16 protein-coding genes are annotated in these 16,143 nt (G+C 44.9%); 11 read left to right on the top strand and 5 right to left on the bottom strand.

The window, feature by feature from the left end; genetic code table 11:
* Window positions 1-3 precede the first annotated feature (3 nt).
* From RH88_RS23155 to nqrM, 7 genes are all read left to right on the top strand, one after another.
* Window positions 4-1,245 carry an NADH:ubiquinone reductase (Na(+)-transporting) subunit B gene (locus RH88_RS23155; RefSeq protein WP_005592805.1) on the top strand — a complete coding sequence of 414 codons (1,242 nt, stop codon included), beginning with the start codon at window positions 4-6 and terminating at the stop codon, window positions 1,243-1,245.
* A complete protein-coding gene (locus RH88_RS00875; protein WP_005592802.1) occupies window positions 1,235-2,020 on the top strand; it encodes a Na(+)-translocating NADH-quinone reductase subunit C in 786 nt (261 codons plus the stop codon). The genes RH88_RS23155 and RH88_RS00875 overlap by 11 nt, the downstream gene beginning before the upstream one ends.
* Window positions 2,020-2,652, top strand: a complete 633-nt coding sequence (locus RH88_RS00870) for an NADH:ubiquinone reductase (Na(+)-transporting) subunit D (protein ID WP_005592801.1) — start codon at window positions 2,020-2,022, stop codon at window positions 2,650-2,652. The genes RH88_RS00875 and RH88_RS00870 overlap by 1 nt, the downstream gene beginning before the upstream one ends.
* A 7-nt stretch (window positions 2,653-2,659) precedes the next feature.
* Window positions 2,660-3,256, top strand: a complete 597-nt coding sequence (nqrE, locus tag RH88_RS00865; protein ID WP_038219715.1) for an NADH:ubiquinone reductase (Na(+)-transporting) subunit E — start codon at window positions 2,660-2,662, stop codon at window positions 3,254-3,256.
* 29 nt (window positions 3,257-3,285) lie between these two features.
* Entirely contained in the window at window positions 3,286-4,512 is a 1,227-nt protein-coding gene (gene nqrF / locus RH88_RS00860) for an NADH:ubiquinone reductase (Na(+)-transporting) subunit F (RefSeq protein ID WP_005592797.1), read from the top strand.
* Between the two features lie 243 nt (window positions 4,513-4,755).
* A complete protein-coding gene (locus RH88_RS00855) occupies window positions 4,756-5,760 on the top strand; it encodes an FAD:protein FMN transferase (RefSeq protein ID WP_005592796.1) in 1,005 nt (334 codons plus the stop codon).
* A 22-nt stretch (window positions 5,761-5,782) separates the two neighbouring features.
* Entirely contained in the window at window positions 5,783-6,016 is a 234-nt protein-coding gene (gene nqrM / locus RH88_RS00850; protein ID WP_005592795.1) for a (Na+)-NQR maturation NqrM, read from the top strand.
* A 104-nt stretch (window positions 6,017-6,120) separates the two neighbouring features.
* On the opposite strand, the gene RH88_RS00845 is transcribed toward nqrM, so the two are convergent.
* On the bottom strand, window positions 6,121-7,335 hold the full coding sequence (locus RH88_RS00845) for a response regulator (protein WP_005592794.1): 1,215 nt from the start codon (window positions 7,333-7,335) through the stop codon (window positions 6,121-6,123).
* A gap of 154 nt (window positions 7,336-7,489) precedes the next feature.
* On the opposite strand from RH88_RS00845, the gene dinB reads away from it, so the two are divergent.
* The 4 genes from dinB to RH88_RS00825 all read left to right on the top strand — a co-directional run bounded on the left by dinB (window position 7,490) and on the right by RH88_RS00825 (window position 11,514).
* Window positions 7,490-8,557 carry a DNA polymerase IV gene (gene dinB, locus RH88_RS00840; protein WP_005592793.1) on the top strand — a complete coding sequence of 356 codons (1,068 nt, stop codon included), beginning with the start codon at window positions 7,490-7,492 and terminating at the stop codon, window positions 8,555-8,557.
* A gap of 106 nt (window positions 8,558-8,663) precedes the next feature.
* Window positions 8,664-9,143 carry a GreA/GreB family elongation factor gene (locus RH88_RS00835; RefSeq protein WP_040757786.1) on the top strand — a complete coding sequence of 160 codons (480 nt, stop codon included), beginning with the start codon at window positions 8,664-8,666 and terminating at the stop codon, window positions 9,141-9,143.
* Window positions 9,144-9,204: 61 nt separating this feature from the next.
* The gene (locus tag RH88_RS00830) at window positions 9,205-9,966 is read left to right on the top strand and encodes a YggN family protein (protein ID WP_005592789.1); all 762 of its coding nucleotides are present in this window, start codon (window positions 9,205-9,207) and stop codon (window positions 9,964-9,966) included.
* Window positions 9,967-10,152: 186 nt separating this feature from the next.
* Window positions 10,153-11,514 (top strand): sodium-dependent transporter, encoded by a 1,362-nt coding sequence (locus RH88_RS00825; protein ID WP_005592787.1) that lies wholly within the window; start codon window positions 10,153-10,155, stop codon window positions 11,512-11,514.
* A 64-nt stretch (window positions 11,515-11,578) separates the two neighbouring features.
* On the opposite strand, the gene RH88_RS00820 is transcribed toward RH88_RS00825, so the two are convergent.
* The 4 genes from RH88_RS00820 to RH88_RS00805 all read right to left on the bottom strand — a co-directional run bounded on the left by RH88_RS00820 (window position 11,579) and on the right by RH88_RS00805 (window position 15,867).
* A complete protein-coding gene (locus RH88_RS00820) occupies window positions 11,579-12,643 on the bottom strand; it encodes a succinylglutamate desuccinylase/aspartoacylase family protein (protein WP_005592786.1) in 1,065 nt (354 codons plus the stop codon).
* The gene (gene rimK, locus RH88_RS00815) at window positions 12,630-13,535 is read right to left on the bottom strand and encodes a 30S ribosomal protein S6--L-glutamate ligase (RefSeq protein WP_005592785.1); all 906 of its coding nucleotides are present in this window, start codon (window positions 13,533-13,535) and stop codon (window positions 12,630-12,632) included. Before rimK ends, RH88_RS00820 begins: the two co-directional genes overlap by 14 nt.
* A complete protein-coding gene (locus RH88_RS00810) occupies window positions 13,535-13,978 on the bottom strand; it encodes an ATP-dependent zinc protease family protein (RefSeq protein ID WP_005592784.1) in 444 nt (147 codons plus the stop codon). Before RH88_RS00810 ends, rimK begins: the two co-directional genes overlap by 1 nt.
* A 416-nt stretch (window positions 13,979-14,394) precedes the next feature.
* Window positions 14,395-15,867 carry an aminoacyl-histidine dipeptidase gene (locus RH88_RS00805; RefSeq protein WP_005592783.1) on the bottom strand — a complete coding sequence of 491 codons (1,473 nt, stop codon included), beginning with the start codon at window positions 15,865-15,867 and terminating at the stop codon, window positions 14,395-14,397.
* Window positions 15,868-16,143: the final 276 nt, after the last annotated feature.

Raw genomic sequence — 16,143 nt, 5'->3', positions numbered from 1 at the left:
TCCATGCTTAAAAAATTCCTTGAGGATATCGAGCATCATTTTGAGCCGGGTGGTAAACATGAGAAGTGGTTTGCGCTTTACGAAGCAACAGCAACGCTTTTCTACACACCTGGTACAGTAACAAAACGTAGCTCGCACGTTCGTGATAGCGTTGATTTAAAACGTATCATGATCATGGTTTGGTTCGCGGTATTCCCAGCAATGTTCTGGGGTATGTACAACGCGGGTGGCCAAGCTATCGCAGCACTTAACTTCCAATATGCTGGCCAAGAACTTGCTGACATCATCGCAGGTAACTGGCACTACTGGCTAACCGAAATGCTTGGCGGCACCATGAGTGCAGAAGCGGGTGTTGGCAGTAAGATGCTACTTGGCGCGACCTACTTCCTACCAATCTACGCGACAGTGTTCCTTGTCGGTGGTTTCTGGGAAGTGCTTTTCTGTATGGTGCGTAAGCACGAAGTTAACGAAGGTTTCTTTGTTACTTCTATCTTGTTTGCACTTATCGTTCCACCAACTCTACCTCTATGGCAAGCAGCACTAGGTATTACCTTCGGTGTTGTGGTTGCGAAAGAAATCTTTGGTGGTACAGGTCGTAACTTCTTGAACCCTGCATTAGCAGGCCGTGCATTCTTGTTCTTTGCATACCCAGCGCAAATTTCTGGTGATGCAGTTTGGACAGCGGCTGACGGTTTCTCTGGTGCAACGGCTCTGAGCCAATGGGCTCACGGTGGCTCTGGCGCTCTAATCAATACAGTAACAGGTAACCCGATTACTTGGATGGACGCGTTCATCGGTAATATCCCTGGTTCAATTGGTGAAGTATCAACGCTAGCGCTTATGATCGGTGCGGCCATGATCGTTTACATGCGAATCGCCTCTTGGCGCATTATCGCAGGTACGATGGTGGGTATGATCGTTGTAGCGACGCTATTTAACATCATCGGTTCTGACACTAACCCTATGTTTGCAATGCCAGCACATTGGCACCTAGTTCTAGGTGGTTTTGCGTTTGGTATGTTCTTCATGGCAACAGATCCTGTATCGGCTTCATTTACCAACCGTGGTAAATGGTGGTACGGCATCTTGATCGGTGCGATGTGTGTAATGATTCGTGTAGCAAACCCAGCGTATCCAGAAGGTATGATGCTGGCGATTCTATTCGCGAACTTGTTTGCACCTCTATTCGACCACATGGTTATTGAGAAGAACATTAAGCGGAGACTAGCACGCTATGGCAAGTAATAACGATAGCATTAAAAAGACGCTGTTTGTTGTTATCGCATTGAGCTTAGTGTGCTCAATCATCGTATCAACAGCGGCGGTTGGCCTGCGTTCAAAACAGCAAGAAAATGCGGTTCTTGATAAGCAGACAAAAATTTTGGAAGTAGCGGGTATTAATACTGCAAACGCAGATATTAAAACTGAATTCCAAAATAATATCGAACCACGCCTTGTAGACTTTAAAACGGGTGATTTCGTAGAGACAGCAAAAGATGGCTCTACAGCAGCGAATTACGATCAACGTAAAGCGGCTAAAAACCCAACGGAATCTGTGAAGCTAACGGCTGAGCAAGATAAAGCAAAGATCCTTCGTCGTGCTGACGTAGGTATTGTTTATCTAGTGAAAGGCGAGAATGGTATCTCTAAAGTTATCATTCCAGTTCATGGTACCGGTCTATGGTCAATGATGTACGCGTTTGTTGCCGTTGAAACTGATGGCAATACGATTGCAGGTGTTACTTACTACGACCAAGCGGAAACTCCGGGACTTGGTGGTGAAGTTGAAAACCCAGCATGGCGTGCACTGTTTGTTGGTAAGAAACTGTTTGATGCAGACCACAACCCAGCAATTAAGATTGTTAAAGGCCAAGCTCCTGAAGGTTCAGAGCATGCGATTGACGGTCTTTCTGGTGCGACGCTAACAGCAAATGGTGTTCAACATACGTTCGACTTCTGGTTGGGTCAAGATGGCTTCGGTCCGTTCCTTACCAAAGTTGCTAATGGAGGTCTGAACTAATGGCTAATGCAAAAGAAATGAAAAAGAGCCTTTTAGCGCCAGTATTGGACAACAACCCAATCGCGTTACAAGTTCTTGGTGTTTGTTCGGCTCTTGCAGTAACCACCAAATTAGAAACGGCATTTGTAATGACAGTAGCGGTTATTTTTGTAACTGCTTTCTCAAACTTATTCGTTTCGCTTATTCGTAACCACATGCCAAACAGTGTTCGTATCATCGTTCAGATGGCGATCATCGCATCTTTGGTAATCGTGGTAGACCAAGTTTTGAAAGCGTACCTTTACGATATTTCTAAACAGCTATCAGTATTTGTAAGCTTAATCATCACTAACTGTATCGTTATGGGTCGTGCTGAAGCGTTTGCAATGAAATCAGCGCCACTACCATCTTTCATTGATGGTATCGGTAATGGTCTTGGTTACGGTTTCGTGCTTATCACGGTTGCGTTTTTCCGTGAGCTACTAGGTTCAGGCAAGCTATTTGGTTTGGAAGTGCTACCACTAGTGAGTAATGGTGGTTGGTATCAGCCTAACGGTCTAATGCTACTAGCACCATCTGCATTCTTCCTAATTGGTTTCATGATTTGGGCTATCCGTATTCTGAAACCAGCACAAGTAGAAGCGAAGGAGTAAGGGCATGATCGAACATTACATTAGCCTGTTAGTTAAATCGATTTTCCTCGAAAACATGGCTTTGTCTTTCTTCTTGGGTATGTGTACTTTCCTTGCCGTATCGAAGAAGGTTAAGACCTCTTTTGGCCTAGGTGTTGCTGTTGTGGTCGTTTTGACCATCGCGGTACCAATGAATAACTTGGTATACACCTATGTATTGAAAGAGAACGCGCTGGTTTCAGGTGTGGACTTAAGCTTCCTTAACTTCATTACCTTTATCGGTGTTATTGCGGCACTAGTACAAATTCTAGAAATGATCCTCGATCGATTCTTCCCACCTTTGTACAACGCACTTGGTATCTTCCTTCCGTTGATCACAGTTAACTGTGCGATCTTCGGTGGTGTATCGTTCATGGTGCAACGTGACTATAACTTTGCGGAATCAGTAGTATACGGTTTCGGCTCAGGTGTGGGTTGGATGTTAGCGATTGTTGCTCTTGCTGGTATCCGTGAGAAGATGAAATACTCAGACGTGCCTCCAGGTTTACGTGGTCTTGGTATTACCTTTATCACTGTTGGTTTGATGGCGTTAGGCTTTATGTCTTTCTCCGGTGTTCAACTGTAGGGTAAGCACCCATAAGTAAGGAATAAAAAATGCAAAGCATTATTCTTGGCGTAGCGATGTTTACCATTATTCTACTTGCTTTGGTTTTAGTGATCCTATTCGCTAAATCTAAGCTAGTGCCTACAGGTGACGTTACTATTTCAGTTAATGGTGACCCAGAGAAGAGTTTTGTGACTTCTCCAGGTGACAAGTTGCTTGGTGCGATGGCTGCTAAAGGCATATTCGTATCATCAGCGTGTGGTGGCGGTGGCTCTTGTGGTCAGTGTCGCGTAAAAGTGAAAGCAGGTGGTGGTGATATTCTACCAACTGAACTGGATCATATTTCTAAAGGTGAAGCACGTGAAGGTGAGCGTCTAGCTTGTCAGGTAGCGGTTAAATCTGATATGGAAATTGAACTTCCAGAAGAAATTTTTGGTGTTAAGAAGTGGGAATGTACTGTTATCTCGAATAACAACGAAGCGACTTTCATCAAAGAATTGGCACTGGCAATCCCTGAAGGGGAAGAAGTTCCATTCCGTGCAGGTGGCTACATTCAGATCGAAGCTGAACCACACCACGTGAAATACGCAGATTACGATATTCCAGAAGAGTATCGTGGTGACTGGGATAAGTTTAACTTGTTCCGTTACGAATCAATCGTTAAAGAGCATTCAATCCGTGCTTACTCTATGGCTTCATACCCAGAAGAGAAAGGCATCATTAAGCTTAACGTGCGTATCGCAACTCCGCCGCCAAATAACCCAGACGTGCCACCAGGTGTGATGTCGTCTTACATTTGGTCTCTAAAAGCGGGTGATAAGTGTACTATTTCAGGTCCATTTGGTGAGTTCTTCGCTAAAGATACCGACAATGAAATGGTCTTCATCGGTGGTGGTGCAGGTATGGCGCCAATGCGTTCTCATATCTTTGACCAACTTCTTCGTCTTAAATCGAAGCGTAAGATGTCTTACTGGTATGGTGCACGTTCTAAGCGTGAAATGTTCTACGTGGAAGATTTCGATGGCCTAGCGGCTGAGAATGAAAACTTCGTATGGCACTGTGCACTGTCTGATCCTATGCCAGAAGATAACTGGGATGGTTACACAGGCTTCATTCACAACGTTCTTTACGAGAACTACCTACGTGATCACGAAGCGCCGGAAGATTGTGAATACTACATGTGTGGTCCACCTATGATGAACGCGGCTGTTATCGGCATGCTGAAAGATCTAGGTGTAGAAGATGAAAACATCCTTCTAGATGACTTCGGTGGTTAATTTCTACGTAATTGAAGCGCTAGCACCATTAGCTTAATAAACCCTCCCTAGTCACATAGAGAACTAGGGAAGGGGGATTAGCTTTTTGCTATCAAATCAATTACTTGATTTTAGTTTCACGATAAATAGATACATGGCTGGCTCTTGAGCTAGCCATTCTTTTTTCAAAATTAGTGAATATAAGATAGCTGATGAATATCAACAGCTACCCTATGTTTTCTAAACAACACCAGGAGTAAACGAGTGAAAAAGTGGCTTGTTGTCTTTGCTTCTCTATTGGTTCTAGCCGGCTGTGAAAAATCGGTAGAACAAGTTCATTTAAGCGGTCCTACTATGGGGACAACTTATAATATTAAGTACATTGAACAAGAAGGTTTACCGACACCAGACGTTCTACAGACTGAAATTGATCGCTTACTTGAAGAAGTCAATGACCAGATGTCGACTTACCGTAAAGACTCTGAACTAAGTCGCTTTAATCAGCATCAAACTAATCAACCTTTCGAAGTCTCGCCGCAAACCGCGACAGTTGTGAAAGAAGCGATGCGCTTGAACGGTCTAACGTTAGGGGCATTGGATGTCACGGTTGGGCCACTAGTGAATCTATGGGGTTTTGGTCCTGAAGCGCGTCCTGATGTTGTTCCAAGCGATGAAGAATTGGCTGCTCGCAAAGCCTATACTGGAATTGAACATCTATCGATGGACGGCAATAAGTTATCGAAGGATATCCCTAACCTGTATGTCGACCTTTCAACAATCGCTAAAGGATGGGGTGTCGATGTGGTAGCGAATTACTTACAGTCACAAGGCATCGCTAACTACATGGTGGAAGTTGGCGGTGAGATGCGTTTAAAAGGTGTCAACCGTGAAGGCATTGGCTGGCGTATTGCAATTGAAAAACCAAGTGTGGGTGAGCGCTCAATCCAAGAGATTATTGAGCCGGGCGATATGGCGATAGCGACCAGTGGTGACTACCGTAATTATTTCGAGAGTAATGGCATTCGATATTCTCATATTATCGATCCAAAAACGGGCTACCCAATCCGCCATAAAGTGGTATCAGTGACCGTACTTGATGCGTCATCAATGACGGCTGATGGCCTTGCAACCGGTCTAATGGTGCTCGGTGAAGAGCGTGGTATGCAAATCGCTAACGAAAATAATATTCCGGTGTTCATGATTGTGAAGACCGATGATGGTTTCAAAGAATTGGCTTCAGAAGCGTATAAGCCATTCATTAATCAATAATTAGCTAAGTGAGCATCTGATTATGAGTACATTTCTAATTACTTTTGGTGTGTTTATGGCGGTCATCGCTGCGATGGCAGTGGGCTATATATTCCAAAAGAAAGTGGTAAAAGGCAGTTGTGGTGGCCTTGGTGCCGTCGGCATTGAGAAAGTGTGTAATTGCCCAGAGCCTTGTGATGCGCGTAAGAAGCGTGAGGCTCGCGCTGCTGCTCGTGCTGAAAAGCTCGCAGCATGGGAAAAAGATCGCATTGCGTAATCTGACCTAAAATCAAAAAACCGGCCTTGATGCCGGTTTTTTGTTTTCTGTTTTTGTTTTCTAAGGTAAAGCTCACTGCACAATAACCTTAATGCGTAATGACTTTACTGGGTAATGACTAGGTTACGGCCCTGATCTTTGGCGGCATAGAGGCGATCGTCTGCCAATTTAATTTGCGCATCGAGGCTCTCTTGCATGGTCGCAACACCAATGCTGATGGTGACAGTTATCGAGGTGTCTTGATAGGGAATGCTGGTGTTGGCAATTCGCTGGCGCAGTTTTTCCAATCGCGAAGTAAAGTGGTCGAAAGAGCCACAAGCTTGAATACAAAATTCTTCACCACCAAATCGAGCGATGACATCGTCGGGGAAGTAAAGCTGCAAAATTTTGGCCACGGTCACCAATACGGCGTCGCCACCATCGTGGCCGTAGGTATCATTGACTGCTTTAAAGAAATCGATATCAAGCATCGCGATATTACGAGCCTCGCAACCATTGCACGCTTGATTAAAGAGGTAGCGTCGATTCCAAAGCCCAGTCAAAGCATCTTGATTCGCCATGCGATAGAGCTCTTGGGTGGCCTCTTGCATATTGAGTATTTGATGCACGCGGCAATAAAACTCTTCGGGGTTAAAAGGCTTGTTGAGGAAGTCGTTGGCGCCCGCTTTTAGAAATTGGGCCGTTAAGGTGGGATCTTCGCTGCCTGATAAGCCGAGAATTGGTAGTCGGGTACGGTCACTCTGTTGACGAATTTCACGGATCATGGTGATGCCATCTTTTTCCGGCATATCATGATCGCTAATGACAAACGTAATCTCGGCATCGTTTTGCAGTGCTTTGATTGCTTCAACGCCATTTTCTGCTTGGCGGGTGGCAATATATTGATGCTCAAGCAGCTGTACCACGTGATTACGCACGGTGGCTGAATCGTCAACGACCAAACACTTATGCTGTTGATTACGCTCTAAACGTTGGATCAAGGGCAAAATATATGAGACTGAAGCGGTACTGTCTTTAAGCAGATAATCGACCACCCCTTTTGCCAACATGTGCTCGCGAAGCTCAGGGTTAAATAGCGCAGTTAGCACAATAACCTTATGTTGGTGAGTGAGTGCTAACTCGATAACTTCACCATCTTCCCCATCCGGTAGGCAATAATCGAGCACTGCGCAAAGAAGATCGGGGTTGGTATCAAGGATCGCCCGCGCTTGGCTAATGTTTTCCGCTGTCAAAACTCGATAACCAGCCTGGCTGAGGAGTTGTTCCAGGTAATTGCGAAAGGTGAGGCTGTCTTCAACGACTAAGACTTGGTTGTTCACACAGTATCCATACTATCTAATTTGTTAATAGATATCATAAAGTGTTAGCAAGCATAGCTCTATAAGTAAGTGCACAGAATGCGCTGCCAATTAGATTTTTCTTCCGTCTATTTATTATTTATACTGTATCTTTAAACAGTGTGGTGTGGTGGATATGGCTGCGGAACGAGTAAGAAAAATCATTCATGTGGATATGGATTGTTTTTTTGCCGCTGTCGAAATGCGTGATAATCCGAGTTATCGTGATCGTCCCCTAGCTGTTGGGGGGAGCGAAAAGCAACGTGGTGTGATCAGCACCTGTAATTACCAAGCTCGTAAATTTGGTGTTCGTAGCGCAATGCCAACGGCAAGAGCGTTGCAGCTTTGTCCTGATCTGCTAGTGGTTCGTGGCCGTATGGACGTTTACAAGCAGGTCTCAACCCAAATACGCGCTATATTCGAGCGCTACACCGCCTTAATTGAGCCTCTTTCCCTCGATGAAGCGTATCTCGATGTGACAGATTCGACGTTATGTCGAGGCTCTGCGACCTTGATTGCGCAAGCGATTCGTCGTGATATAGAAAACGAATTACATCTCACCGCCTCAGCTGGTGTCGCACCGATCAAGTTTCTCGCTAAAGTGGCGTCTGATATTAATAAACCCAATGGACAATGTGTTATTCCACCGGAGCAAGTGCAAGCTGTGGTTGATAAATTGCCATTGGAGAAAATTCCCGGAGTGGGGAAGGTGAGTCTCGAGAAGTTACATCAAGCAGGTTTTTTTCTGTGCGAGGATATTAAAAATAGCGATTATCGTGAGTTATTGCGTCGCTTTGGCCGACAAGGTGAATCTTTGTGGAAACGTAGCCACGGCATTGATGAACGGGAAGTGGTGACTGAGCGTGAGCGAAAGTCGGTCGGTGTTGAGCGTACATTTACTCACAACATTGTGAGTTATGAACAGTGCTGGCAAGTGATCGAGCAGAAGCTGTATCCTGAACTGGAAGTTCGTCTGCTTAAAGCCAGTCCAGATAAATCGATTATCAAACAAGGAATTAAGGTGAAGTTTGCCGATTTTCAGCAAACTACCATCGAGCACATTCATCCACAATTAGAATTAGACGATTTTCGTCAATTATTAACCGACGTGTTGAAGCGGCAAAATGGTCGGGAAATACGTTTACTGGGGTTAAGCGTGATGCTTAAACCGGAAGATCAAAGCAAACAATTAAGCTTCTTTTAGTCGGCGTACTTTCCGTGTTTGTCTACCTATGCACTCTTGGAATGGCATCGAATGTGCTACTCTATTGCCTTGTTATCATCTCCTTGTCGTTTCCACTTACACCATCATGCATAAACAGCAATTAGTCGCCGATATCGTCGCCGCGCTCCAAGAAAAGTTAGTTATCGCTCACTCATCAACTCAAACTGCGATTGATGCTGCGACAGATGACCAAACGGTATCAGAACATAAATATGATACTTTAGCGCTTGAGGCCGCTTATCTTGCCCATGGGCAAGCAATGCGAGTTCAAGAGTGTGAACGTGAGCTGAGTTTAATGCGCAATCTTACGCTGCGCAGTTTCGTCGATAGCGCCATTGCCGTTGGCGCGTATGTAGAAGTTGAAGATGAACAGGAAGTGAGTAAGCACTTCTTTATCGCTCCCTGTGCTGGTGGACTAGAGGTTAAATCCCAGCAGCGGCCTGTGTATTTGCTCACGGTGCTATCACCACTCGGTAAAGCGCTGAAAGGCAAGTTAGAAGGCGATGAGGTGGTGGTTAAGATTGGCGACAAAGCGAAGACCTATCAAGTCGTGACAGTCAGCTAACATGCCTTCCGTGCATTAATGTTATAGTAATAATAGATTTGGATAACGATTGAGCGACATCATGAAAACACACATCATCAGCCTTTCACTTATATTTCTTAGCGTTGCTAGCTTTAGTGCGAGCAGCCAAGCTGCGCAGTGCCGCATTGATATACAAAATCAGGTGACATTGGATGGCGAAAAACTCGAAATTGCCCATAGTGATGGTGAAAAAGCAGTCGTCGATGGTGACAACAACCTCTTTATTCATGGTGAGAAGATCCAACTTGATGCTGAGCAGCAAGCGGCGATCGATAAGTACCGCCAACAAATGAATGATTATCTGCCACGCGCAAAACAGTTGGCTGATGATGGTATCGCCTTGGCGAATGATTTAATTGATGATGTAGCAACTAGCCTTGAAGCTCCGGGTGCTTTTGATGATGTAAAAACGGCAGTCAAAGAATTTTATGCCGACGTCGAAGCCCGTTATTACAAGGATGGTGATTTAATTCTCCCTGCGCAAAGCTTTGATGAGATGACGCAATCTTGGGCGGATGACTTTGCTAAAGCAAAAGAGATCTTCACCAGTGAGTTTTTATCTGACGCGATGGGAGTGTTATCAGAGAAGATGCAGCAAGATGGCGGTTTAAACTTAACTGAATTGTCGGAAAGTATGTATGCGCTGAAAGCAAAAGTTGAAAAGCGTATGGCAGAACATGCTGAAGAATCACAACAGAAAGCACAAGAGTTCTGTGAGTCTCTTGACCAAATGGCAGAGCAAGAACAAGACGTTCTGAAAAAGATTCCACAGCTTAAAGACTACCAAGTCTTTAGTATTTAACAATAACCTCTATTTTATTGAAGGAGCCAATGCGGCTCCTTTTTTATTACTTCGAGTAAAAATGAGGTAGTGAGATCATCGGAAAACTGTCGGGTATATCGAAATAATTGCCTAATAACGCTTGTGCATTGTTGGTTTTAACTATAATGTACTAGTTTACTAGTTCATTGATATTGTGTGGGTGGTATGACACAACAACATTCTTCTAATCGTGAGCATTTTGGCTCTCGTCTTGGCTTTGTCCTTGCTGCCGCTGGCGCAGCAGTGGGGCTTGGTAATATTTGGGGCTTCCCAACACAGGCTGCCAGTAATGGCGGTGGCGCATTTCTGCTGGTTTATCTGGTGATGATCCTTGTGGTTGCTTTCCCTATGCTGGTGGTGGAAATGGCGATTGGTCGCTATGGGCAAGCGAACCCTGTAGATAGCATGCGTTCACTAACCGATAAGCCGCTAGGTAAGACTTTCGGTGGTTTAGTCGGTTGGATAGGTTTGAGCGTGCCAAGTGCTGTTTTAGCCTTTTATAGCATTGTTGGTGGTTGGTTGATCTGTTTCATGCTGGGGGCGATTACCGACATTTTCGGCCTGCAAGCGGCAACGGCTTGGTTTAAAGGATTCAGTGTAGAACGTAACCTTTTTGGTACTCTCGTTTTTTATGTTCTGACGATCCTGATTGTGCAAGGTGGCGTAAAACAAGGTATTGAGAAGTGGTCAACACGCCTGATGCCGGCATTGTTTGTCCTATTTGGTCTTCTGTTTGTCTACATCATGACGCAAAACGGCGCAATGGAAGGTTTGAAGCACTATTTAGTCCCTGATTTTGAGAAAGTATTTGACCGGAAATTGATTCTAGCGGCGATGGGACAAGGCTTCTTCTCGCTGACTATCGGTGGCTGTTCAATGTTGATCTACGGTTCTTATTTAAGTAAGAAAGAGAACTTGCCTAAGATGGCAATGAACGTGACCTTAGTCGATACTGCCGTGGCCTTTATTGCTGGCCTAGTCGTGATGCCGGCGATGTTTGTTGCGATGCAAAAAGGTGTTCAAATCTATGCTGAGGATGGTTCTCTGCTGAGTTCGGATACCTTGGTCTTTACTGTCTTACCTTTGATGTTCGATAGCTTAGGGTTACTGGGACAAATCTTCTCGATTGCGTTCTTTTTACTACTAACGATTGCAGCATTGACCTCATCAATCTCGATGCTGGAGTGTCCGGTTTCGTTGGTGGGAGAGCGTTTTAACACCAAACGTGGGCCAACCAGTTGGGTTCTTGGTGGCATCATTGCACTATTTAGCGTGGTGATCGTCTATAACTTTGGTGCGATGTTTGGCTTAGTCGCTACGGTGGCGACTCAGTACTTACAACCAACGGCTGCACTACTATTCTGTGTATTTGGTGGTTGGGTTTGGAATCGCAACGCTAAGATCAAAGAACTAGAACAAGGTTGTCCTGAGTTCAGCCAAGGGCTATTTGGTAAGTTATGGCCTGCGTACGTGAAGTTTGTTTGCCCGCTGTTAGTGGCTACGGTTATTTGGGCTTCATTCGGCTAATTAGCCATAAATAAACGATACAAAAAAGCCCGCATTGCGGGCTTTTTTATTTGGCGATATCAGATTAATTATGTGTATTGATTTGACCAGTCGTGAGCGGTTCTAGATCCGCATCGATGATCTCTTCAATAAAGTCTTCAACCACTTGCTCCACTTCATCGTCATCTTCTTCGAAGTAAGCTAGGTGGAAAATAGCGTCGCCTTCATTCACGAGTGGCAGTGTTTGTTGGCCAATAACGATACCGCCTTTGCGCGCCGTTAGCTCAATTTCACTGTGTCCAAGCGGTGCGCTGATGTACGCCAAAACCTGACCTTTATCTACTTTTTCGCCTAGTGTTACTAGGGTACGTAGAATGCCATCGCTTTCTGCGCGCAACCAACTGGTTGATTTTGCAATCACGGTATTTGGCAGCTTTTTACGGCTTGCACGCAGCATACCAATAGCTTGCATCACACGCTGTACGCCAATAAAACCAGCACTGATACAAATAGGTTCAAAGCGCAATGCTTCGCCCGCTTCGTAAGTCAGTACAGGAATACCCAGACGCTCTGCTTCACTGCGAAGTGAACCATCACGCAGAGGGGCATCCACCGTTACAGGTGTTGCAAACGCTTGAGCAATTCTTAGTGTTTCTGGGTTGCTCAAATCCGCACGGATTTGAGGCAAGTTTGTACGATGAATCGCACCAGTATGCAAATCTAAGATGTAGTCACAGCGTTTTGCCACTTGTGAGAAAAAGGTATGCGCCATACGTGAAGCAAGCGAGCCTTTTTCACTACCCGGGAAGCATCGGTTTAAATCACGACGGTCAGGCAAGTAGCGAGACTTATGGATAAAACCAAATACGTTCACGATAGGCACCGCAATGAGGGTACCTTTCAGTTTGTTCACATCAATGGTGTTGATTAACTGACGAACGATTTCTACGCCATTCAGTTCATCGCCATGGATAGCAGCGTTAACCATCAATGTTGGACCTGCCAATTTACCATTGATAATTTCGACTGGAATCGATAAAGGTGAGTGAGTGTAAAGCTTGGCAGCTTCTAACTCGATTACCTTACGTTCTCCCGGTGCAACTGTTTCACCGAGAAATTCAAAAGCACGATTCTTTTTAGCCTTTGCCACGAGTTTTAGTCCTTTTGCTTGCCGCGTTTTTCTCAATAAATTCGACAATCATTCCAGCGATGTCCTTACCGGTAGCGGCCTCAATACCCTCAAGACCTGGAGATGAGTTTACTTCCATGACTAATGGACCGCGGTCAGAACGAAGTAGATCAACCCCAGCCACATTTAGACCCATTATTTTCGCAGCAGCAACCGCAGTGCGGCGCTCTTCTGGCGTGATTTTGATAAGCGAAGCGCTGCCACCACGGTGTAGGTTAGAGCGGAACTCACCTTCTGCACCTTGACGTTTCATCGCGGCAATCACTTTATCACCCAGAACGAAACAGCGGATGTCAGCACCGCCAGCTTCTTTAATGAATTCTTGTACCATGATGTTGGCTTTTAAGCCCATGAAAGCTTCAACAACGCTTTCTGCCGCTTTACGCGTTTCTGCTAGCACAACACCAATACCTTGAGTGCCCTCAAGAAGCTTGATAACAACTGGCGCACCGCCAACCATTTCCAGCAAATCTTTTACATCATCTGGCTTGCTTGCAAAACCAGTGATAGGCATACCGATACCTTTACGAGACAGCAGTTGCATTGAACGCAATTTGTCACGAGAACGCGTAATCGCTACCGATTCGTTGATTGGGTAAACACCCATCATTTCAAATTGGCGTAGAACTGCAGTACCGTAAAAAGTCACAGATGCACCGATGCGAGGAATAATAGCATCGACACCAGAAAGCTCTTCACCTTTAAAGTGAATTTCTGGTTTATCTGAATTGATATTCATGTAACAGCGAAGAGCATCAACTACTTTCACTTCATGGCCTCGAACTTCACACGCTTCGATTAGGCGACGAGTCGAGTAAAGATTCGCGTTGCGTGACAGAATACCAATTTTCATTATTTGTTTTCCTCAAACGGGATTAAAAATGACTCTACTGGGTCAACTTGAATGCGGTGATGCATTGCAGTACGACCTAATAACATACGAAAAGCCATGTTTTCGCGGTTGTTTAATGTGATTTCAATTGGCCAAGTTTGACCGCCGAGGCTCATTTCGACTTGAATCACATAGCGTTTTTCTTCATGACCACCAGAGTCACGAACAACGCGTTCATCGATAACTTTCGCTTCGCAAACGACTTCTACTTCCGTGTTGTGTTGAATAGGGTGCAGCCAAAAGCGTACCCATTGTGTCTCTTCCTTGTAAAAGCTCTCTACTTTGAACGCGTGTAAGCAAGAGGTTCTGGCGCCGGTATCAATTTTAGCGTTAATTTTATCAATACCAAGACATGGTAGGGATAGTGTTTCACACCAGCCTACGAGCAGTTTTTCTTTCTTCATCACAATTATTCAGTTCGTTGATATACAAAAATGTGTTGGTTCATCATCAACCAATAGGGGGAAATTCCTATTAGCAGTGCCAATAAAAATAGGCAGTAAAAGGTTATGACTGCAAATGAATATTTCAGTGCACAACGAAATACACGACTACCTAATACAGATTAGTATATGAGAGAAATAAGACACCCCAGGAAGGAGCGCTCCCAACATAACAACACGGTGTTATGGTGCTTGAAGAAGGCAAGATGGTTTGCCCAAAGACGCTTCAAGGACGGGGACTGTAACAACCTGATATATCCGTGACTAACGAAAATAATTAGTGATGACGATAAATCTTTTTTATCGTCATCACTAAAAAAGCCAGCTAATCCAAGCTGGCTTTTCGGATAACTTCTACTAATGCTTCACCGAGTTGCTTATGCTTTGTCAGGAATATTTTCGAGTAGAGCGACCATTTGTTCCCAGAACAGCGCCACTGTGCTGATCTCCACTTTTTCATCTGGAGAGTGCGGGAACTTGATGGTTGGACCGAAAGAAAGCATATCCATTTCTGGGTATGGTTCTTTAAATAGACCACATTCAAGTCCGGCGTGAATCACCATAATATTTGGCTTATGGCCATAGATACTGTCATAAAGATCACGGAATACCGCCATGATCTCTGAGTCTGAATCCGGTTTCCAACCAGGGTATGCGCCGCTAAATGCCACGTTCGCACCAGCTAGCTCGGCGACTGATTTTAGCGTGCTCTCTACTTGTTGGCGACCTGAGTCGATCAAAGAACGGATAAGACAAAGTACGGTGATTTTGTCCTCTTCTGTCACGATCACACCCACGTTAAGTGACGTTTCTACCACACCTGCAATGTCGTCACTCATACGAATAACACCATTTGGTAGTGCGTTCAGAGTAGCAATAAAGCGTTGTTGATCGCTTAGTGTAAATGCTTGTGCTTCGCTGTTCACTGCTTGGTTAAAACTTGCAATATCTGTTTCTACACGGCCCAGTTCAGTACGAAGTAGGTTGGTGTAAAACTCAAATGTTTCCGCTAGTTTTGCTTCGTTCTCTGCTGGTAGGGCGACTGTCACAAATGCTTCGCGAGGGATGGCATTACGTAGGCTGCCACCACGGAATTCGATCAGACGTAGGTCAAGTTCTTGAGCGTGGCCAGCAAGGAAGCGACCAAGCAGTTTGTTCGCGTTGCCACGACCAGTGTGGATATCACAACCTGAGTGACCGCCTTTTAAGCCTTTCAAGACCAGTTGACGAGTAATGTAACCTGCTGGAATAGCTTCACGAGTAAGTGGCAAAGTGACCTCGCCATCAATACCACCAGCACAGCCCATGTAAACTTCGCCTTCTTGCTCTGAGTCGGTATTGAGTAGAATATCGCCTTCTAACCAACCGGCTTCTAGGCCGAATGCGCCCGTCATGCCTGCTTCTTCATCAATGGTTAATAGAACTTCGATCGGACCATGTTTGATATCTGTTGACGCTAAGACAGCGAGACAAGATGCCATACCAATACCATTATCAGCGCCTAGGGTCGTGCCTTTCGCCGTGACCCATTCGCCATCGATGTATGGCTGAATAGCATCAGTAGTGAAGTCATGCTGAGTGTCTTCATTCTTCTGCGGTACCATATCGATATGCGCTTGTAGAACGACGCCTTTCTTATTTTCCATCCCCGCAGTTGCTGGTTTTTTGATGAAAACGTTACCAGTTGGATCGCGGCGAACATCGAAGCCTTGCTCTTGTGCCCAAGTCACAATGTACTGAGCGAGAGCTTCTTCATGTTTTGATGGATGCGCAATAGAACAGATCTTATCGAAGAACTGCCAAAGTGGCGCAGGGGATAAGTGGCTAATCTCAGAATGGAATTCAGACACGGATGACTCCTTATTTGGTACAGGGCAATATCAAATTGGTTAATAAGTAGACCAATGTAGAATGAAAAACTACAAATTGCCCATTAACTAGTGCGAGCTAGCATAGCACTCTCCTCAAGTAGAGAGTAGGGGTAAAAAAGTGATTTTCTTGCTGTACAAGATCGCAGCAAACACAGGGCGTCCATGATGAGCAATCGTTTTCATTGTTGCTTGATATTTGAGCGCCCTCTATCGCTAATTCTGTAATTAACTTACAGAATTAGCGTGACATAGATC

This window comes from Vibrio scophthalmi LMG 19158, assembly GCF_000222585.1.
Lineage (GTDB): Bacteria > Pseudomonadota > Gammaproteobacteria > Enterobacterales > Vibrionaceae > Vibrio > Vibrio scophthalmi.
This window is presented reverse-complemented; position numbering and strand designations above follow the sequence as displayed.

Bases quoted from the DNA above. Each gene is read 5' to 3' on its own strand.
- RH88_RS23155 (WP_005592805.1), top strand. From the start codon at position 4: ATGCTTAAAAAATTCCTTGAGGATATCGAGCATCATTTTGAGCCGGGT.
- nqrF (WP_005592797.1), top strand. From the start codon at position 3,286: ATGCAAAGCATTATTCTTGGCGTAGCGATGTTTACCATTATTCTACTT.
- RH88_RS00810 (WP_005592784.1), bottom strand. From the start codon at position 13,978: ATGAAGAAAGAAAAACTGCTCGTAGGCTGGTGTGAAACACTATCCCTA.
- nqrM (WP_005592795.1), top strand. From the start codon at position 5,783: ATGAGTACATTTCTAATTACTTTTGGTGTGTTTATGGCGGTCATCGCT.
- RH88_RS00875 (WP_005592802.1), top strand. From the start codon at position 1,235: ATGGCAAGTAATAACGATAGCATTAAAAAGACGCTGTTTGTTGTTATC.
- rimK (WP_005592785.1), bottom strand. From the start codon at position 13,535: ATGAAAATTGGTATTCTGTCACGCAACGCGAATCTTTACTCGACTCGT.
- RH88_RS00825 (WP_005592787.1), top strand. From the start codon at position 10,153: ATGACACAACAACATTCTTCTAATCGTGAGCATTTTGGCTCTCGTCTT.
- RH88_RS00870 (WP_005592801.1), top strand. From the start codon at position 2,020: ATGGCTAATGCAAAAGAAATGAAAAAGAGCCTTTTAGCGCCAGTATTG.
- dinB (WP_005592793.1), top strand. From the start codon at position 7,490: ATGGCTGCGGAACGAGTAAGAAAAATCATTCATGTGGATATGGATTGT.
- RH88_RS00835 (WP_040757786.1), top strand. From the start codon at position 8,664: ATGCATAAACAGCAATTAGTCGCCGATATCGTCGCCGCGCTCCAAGAA.
- RH88_RS00830 (WP_005592789.1), top strand. From the start codon at position 9,205: ATGAAAACACACATCATCAGCCTTTCACTTATATTTCTTAGCGTTGCT.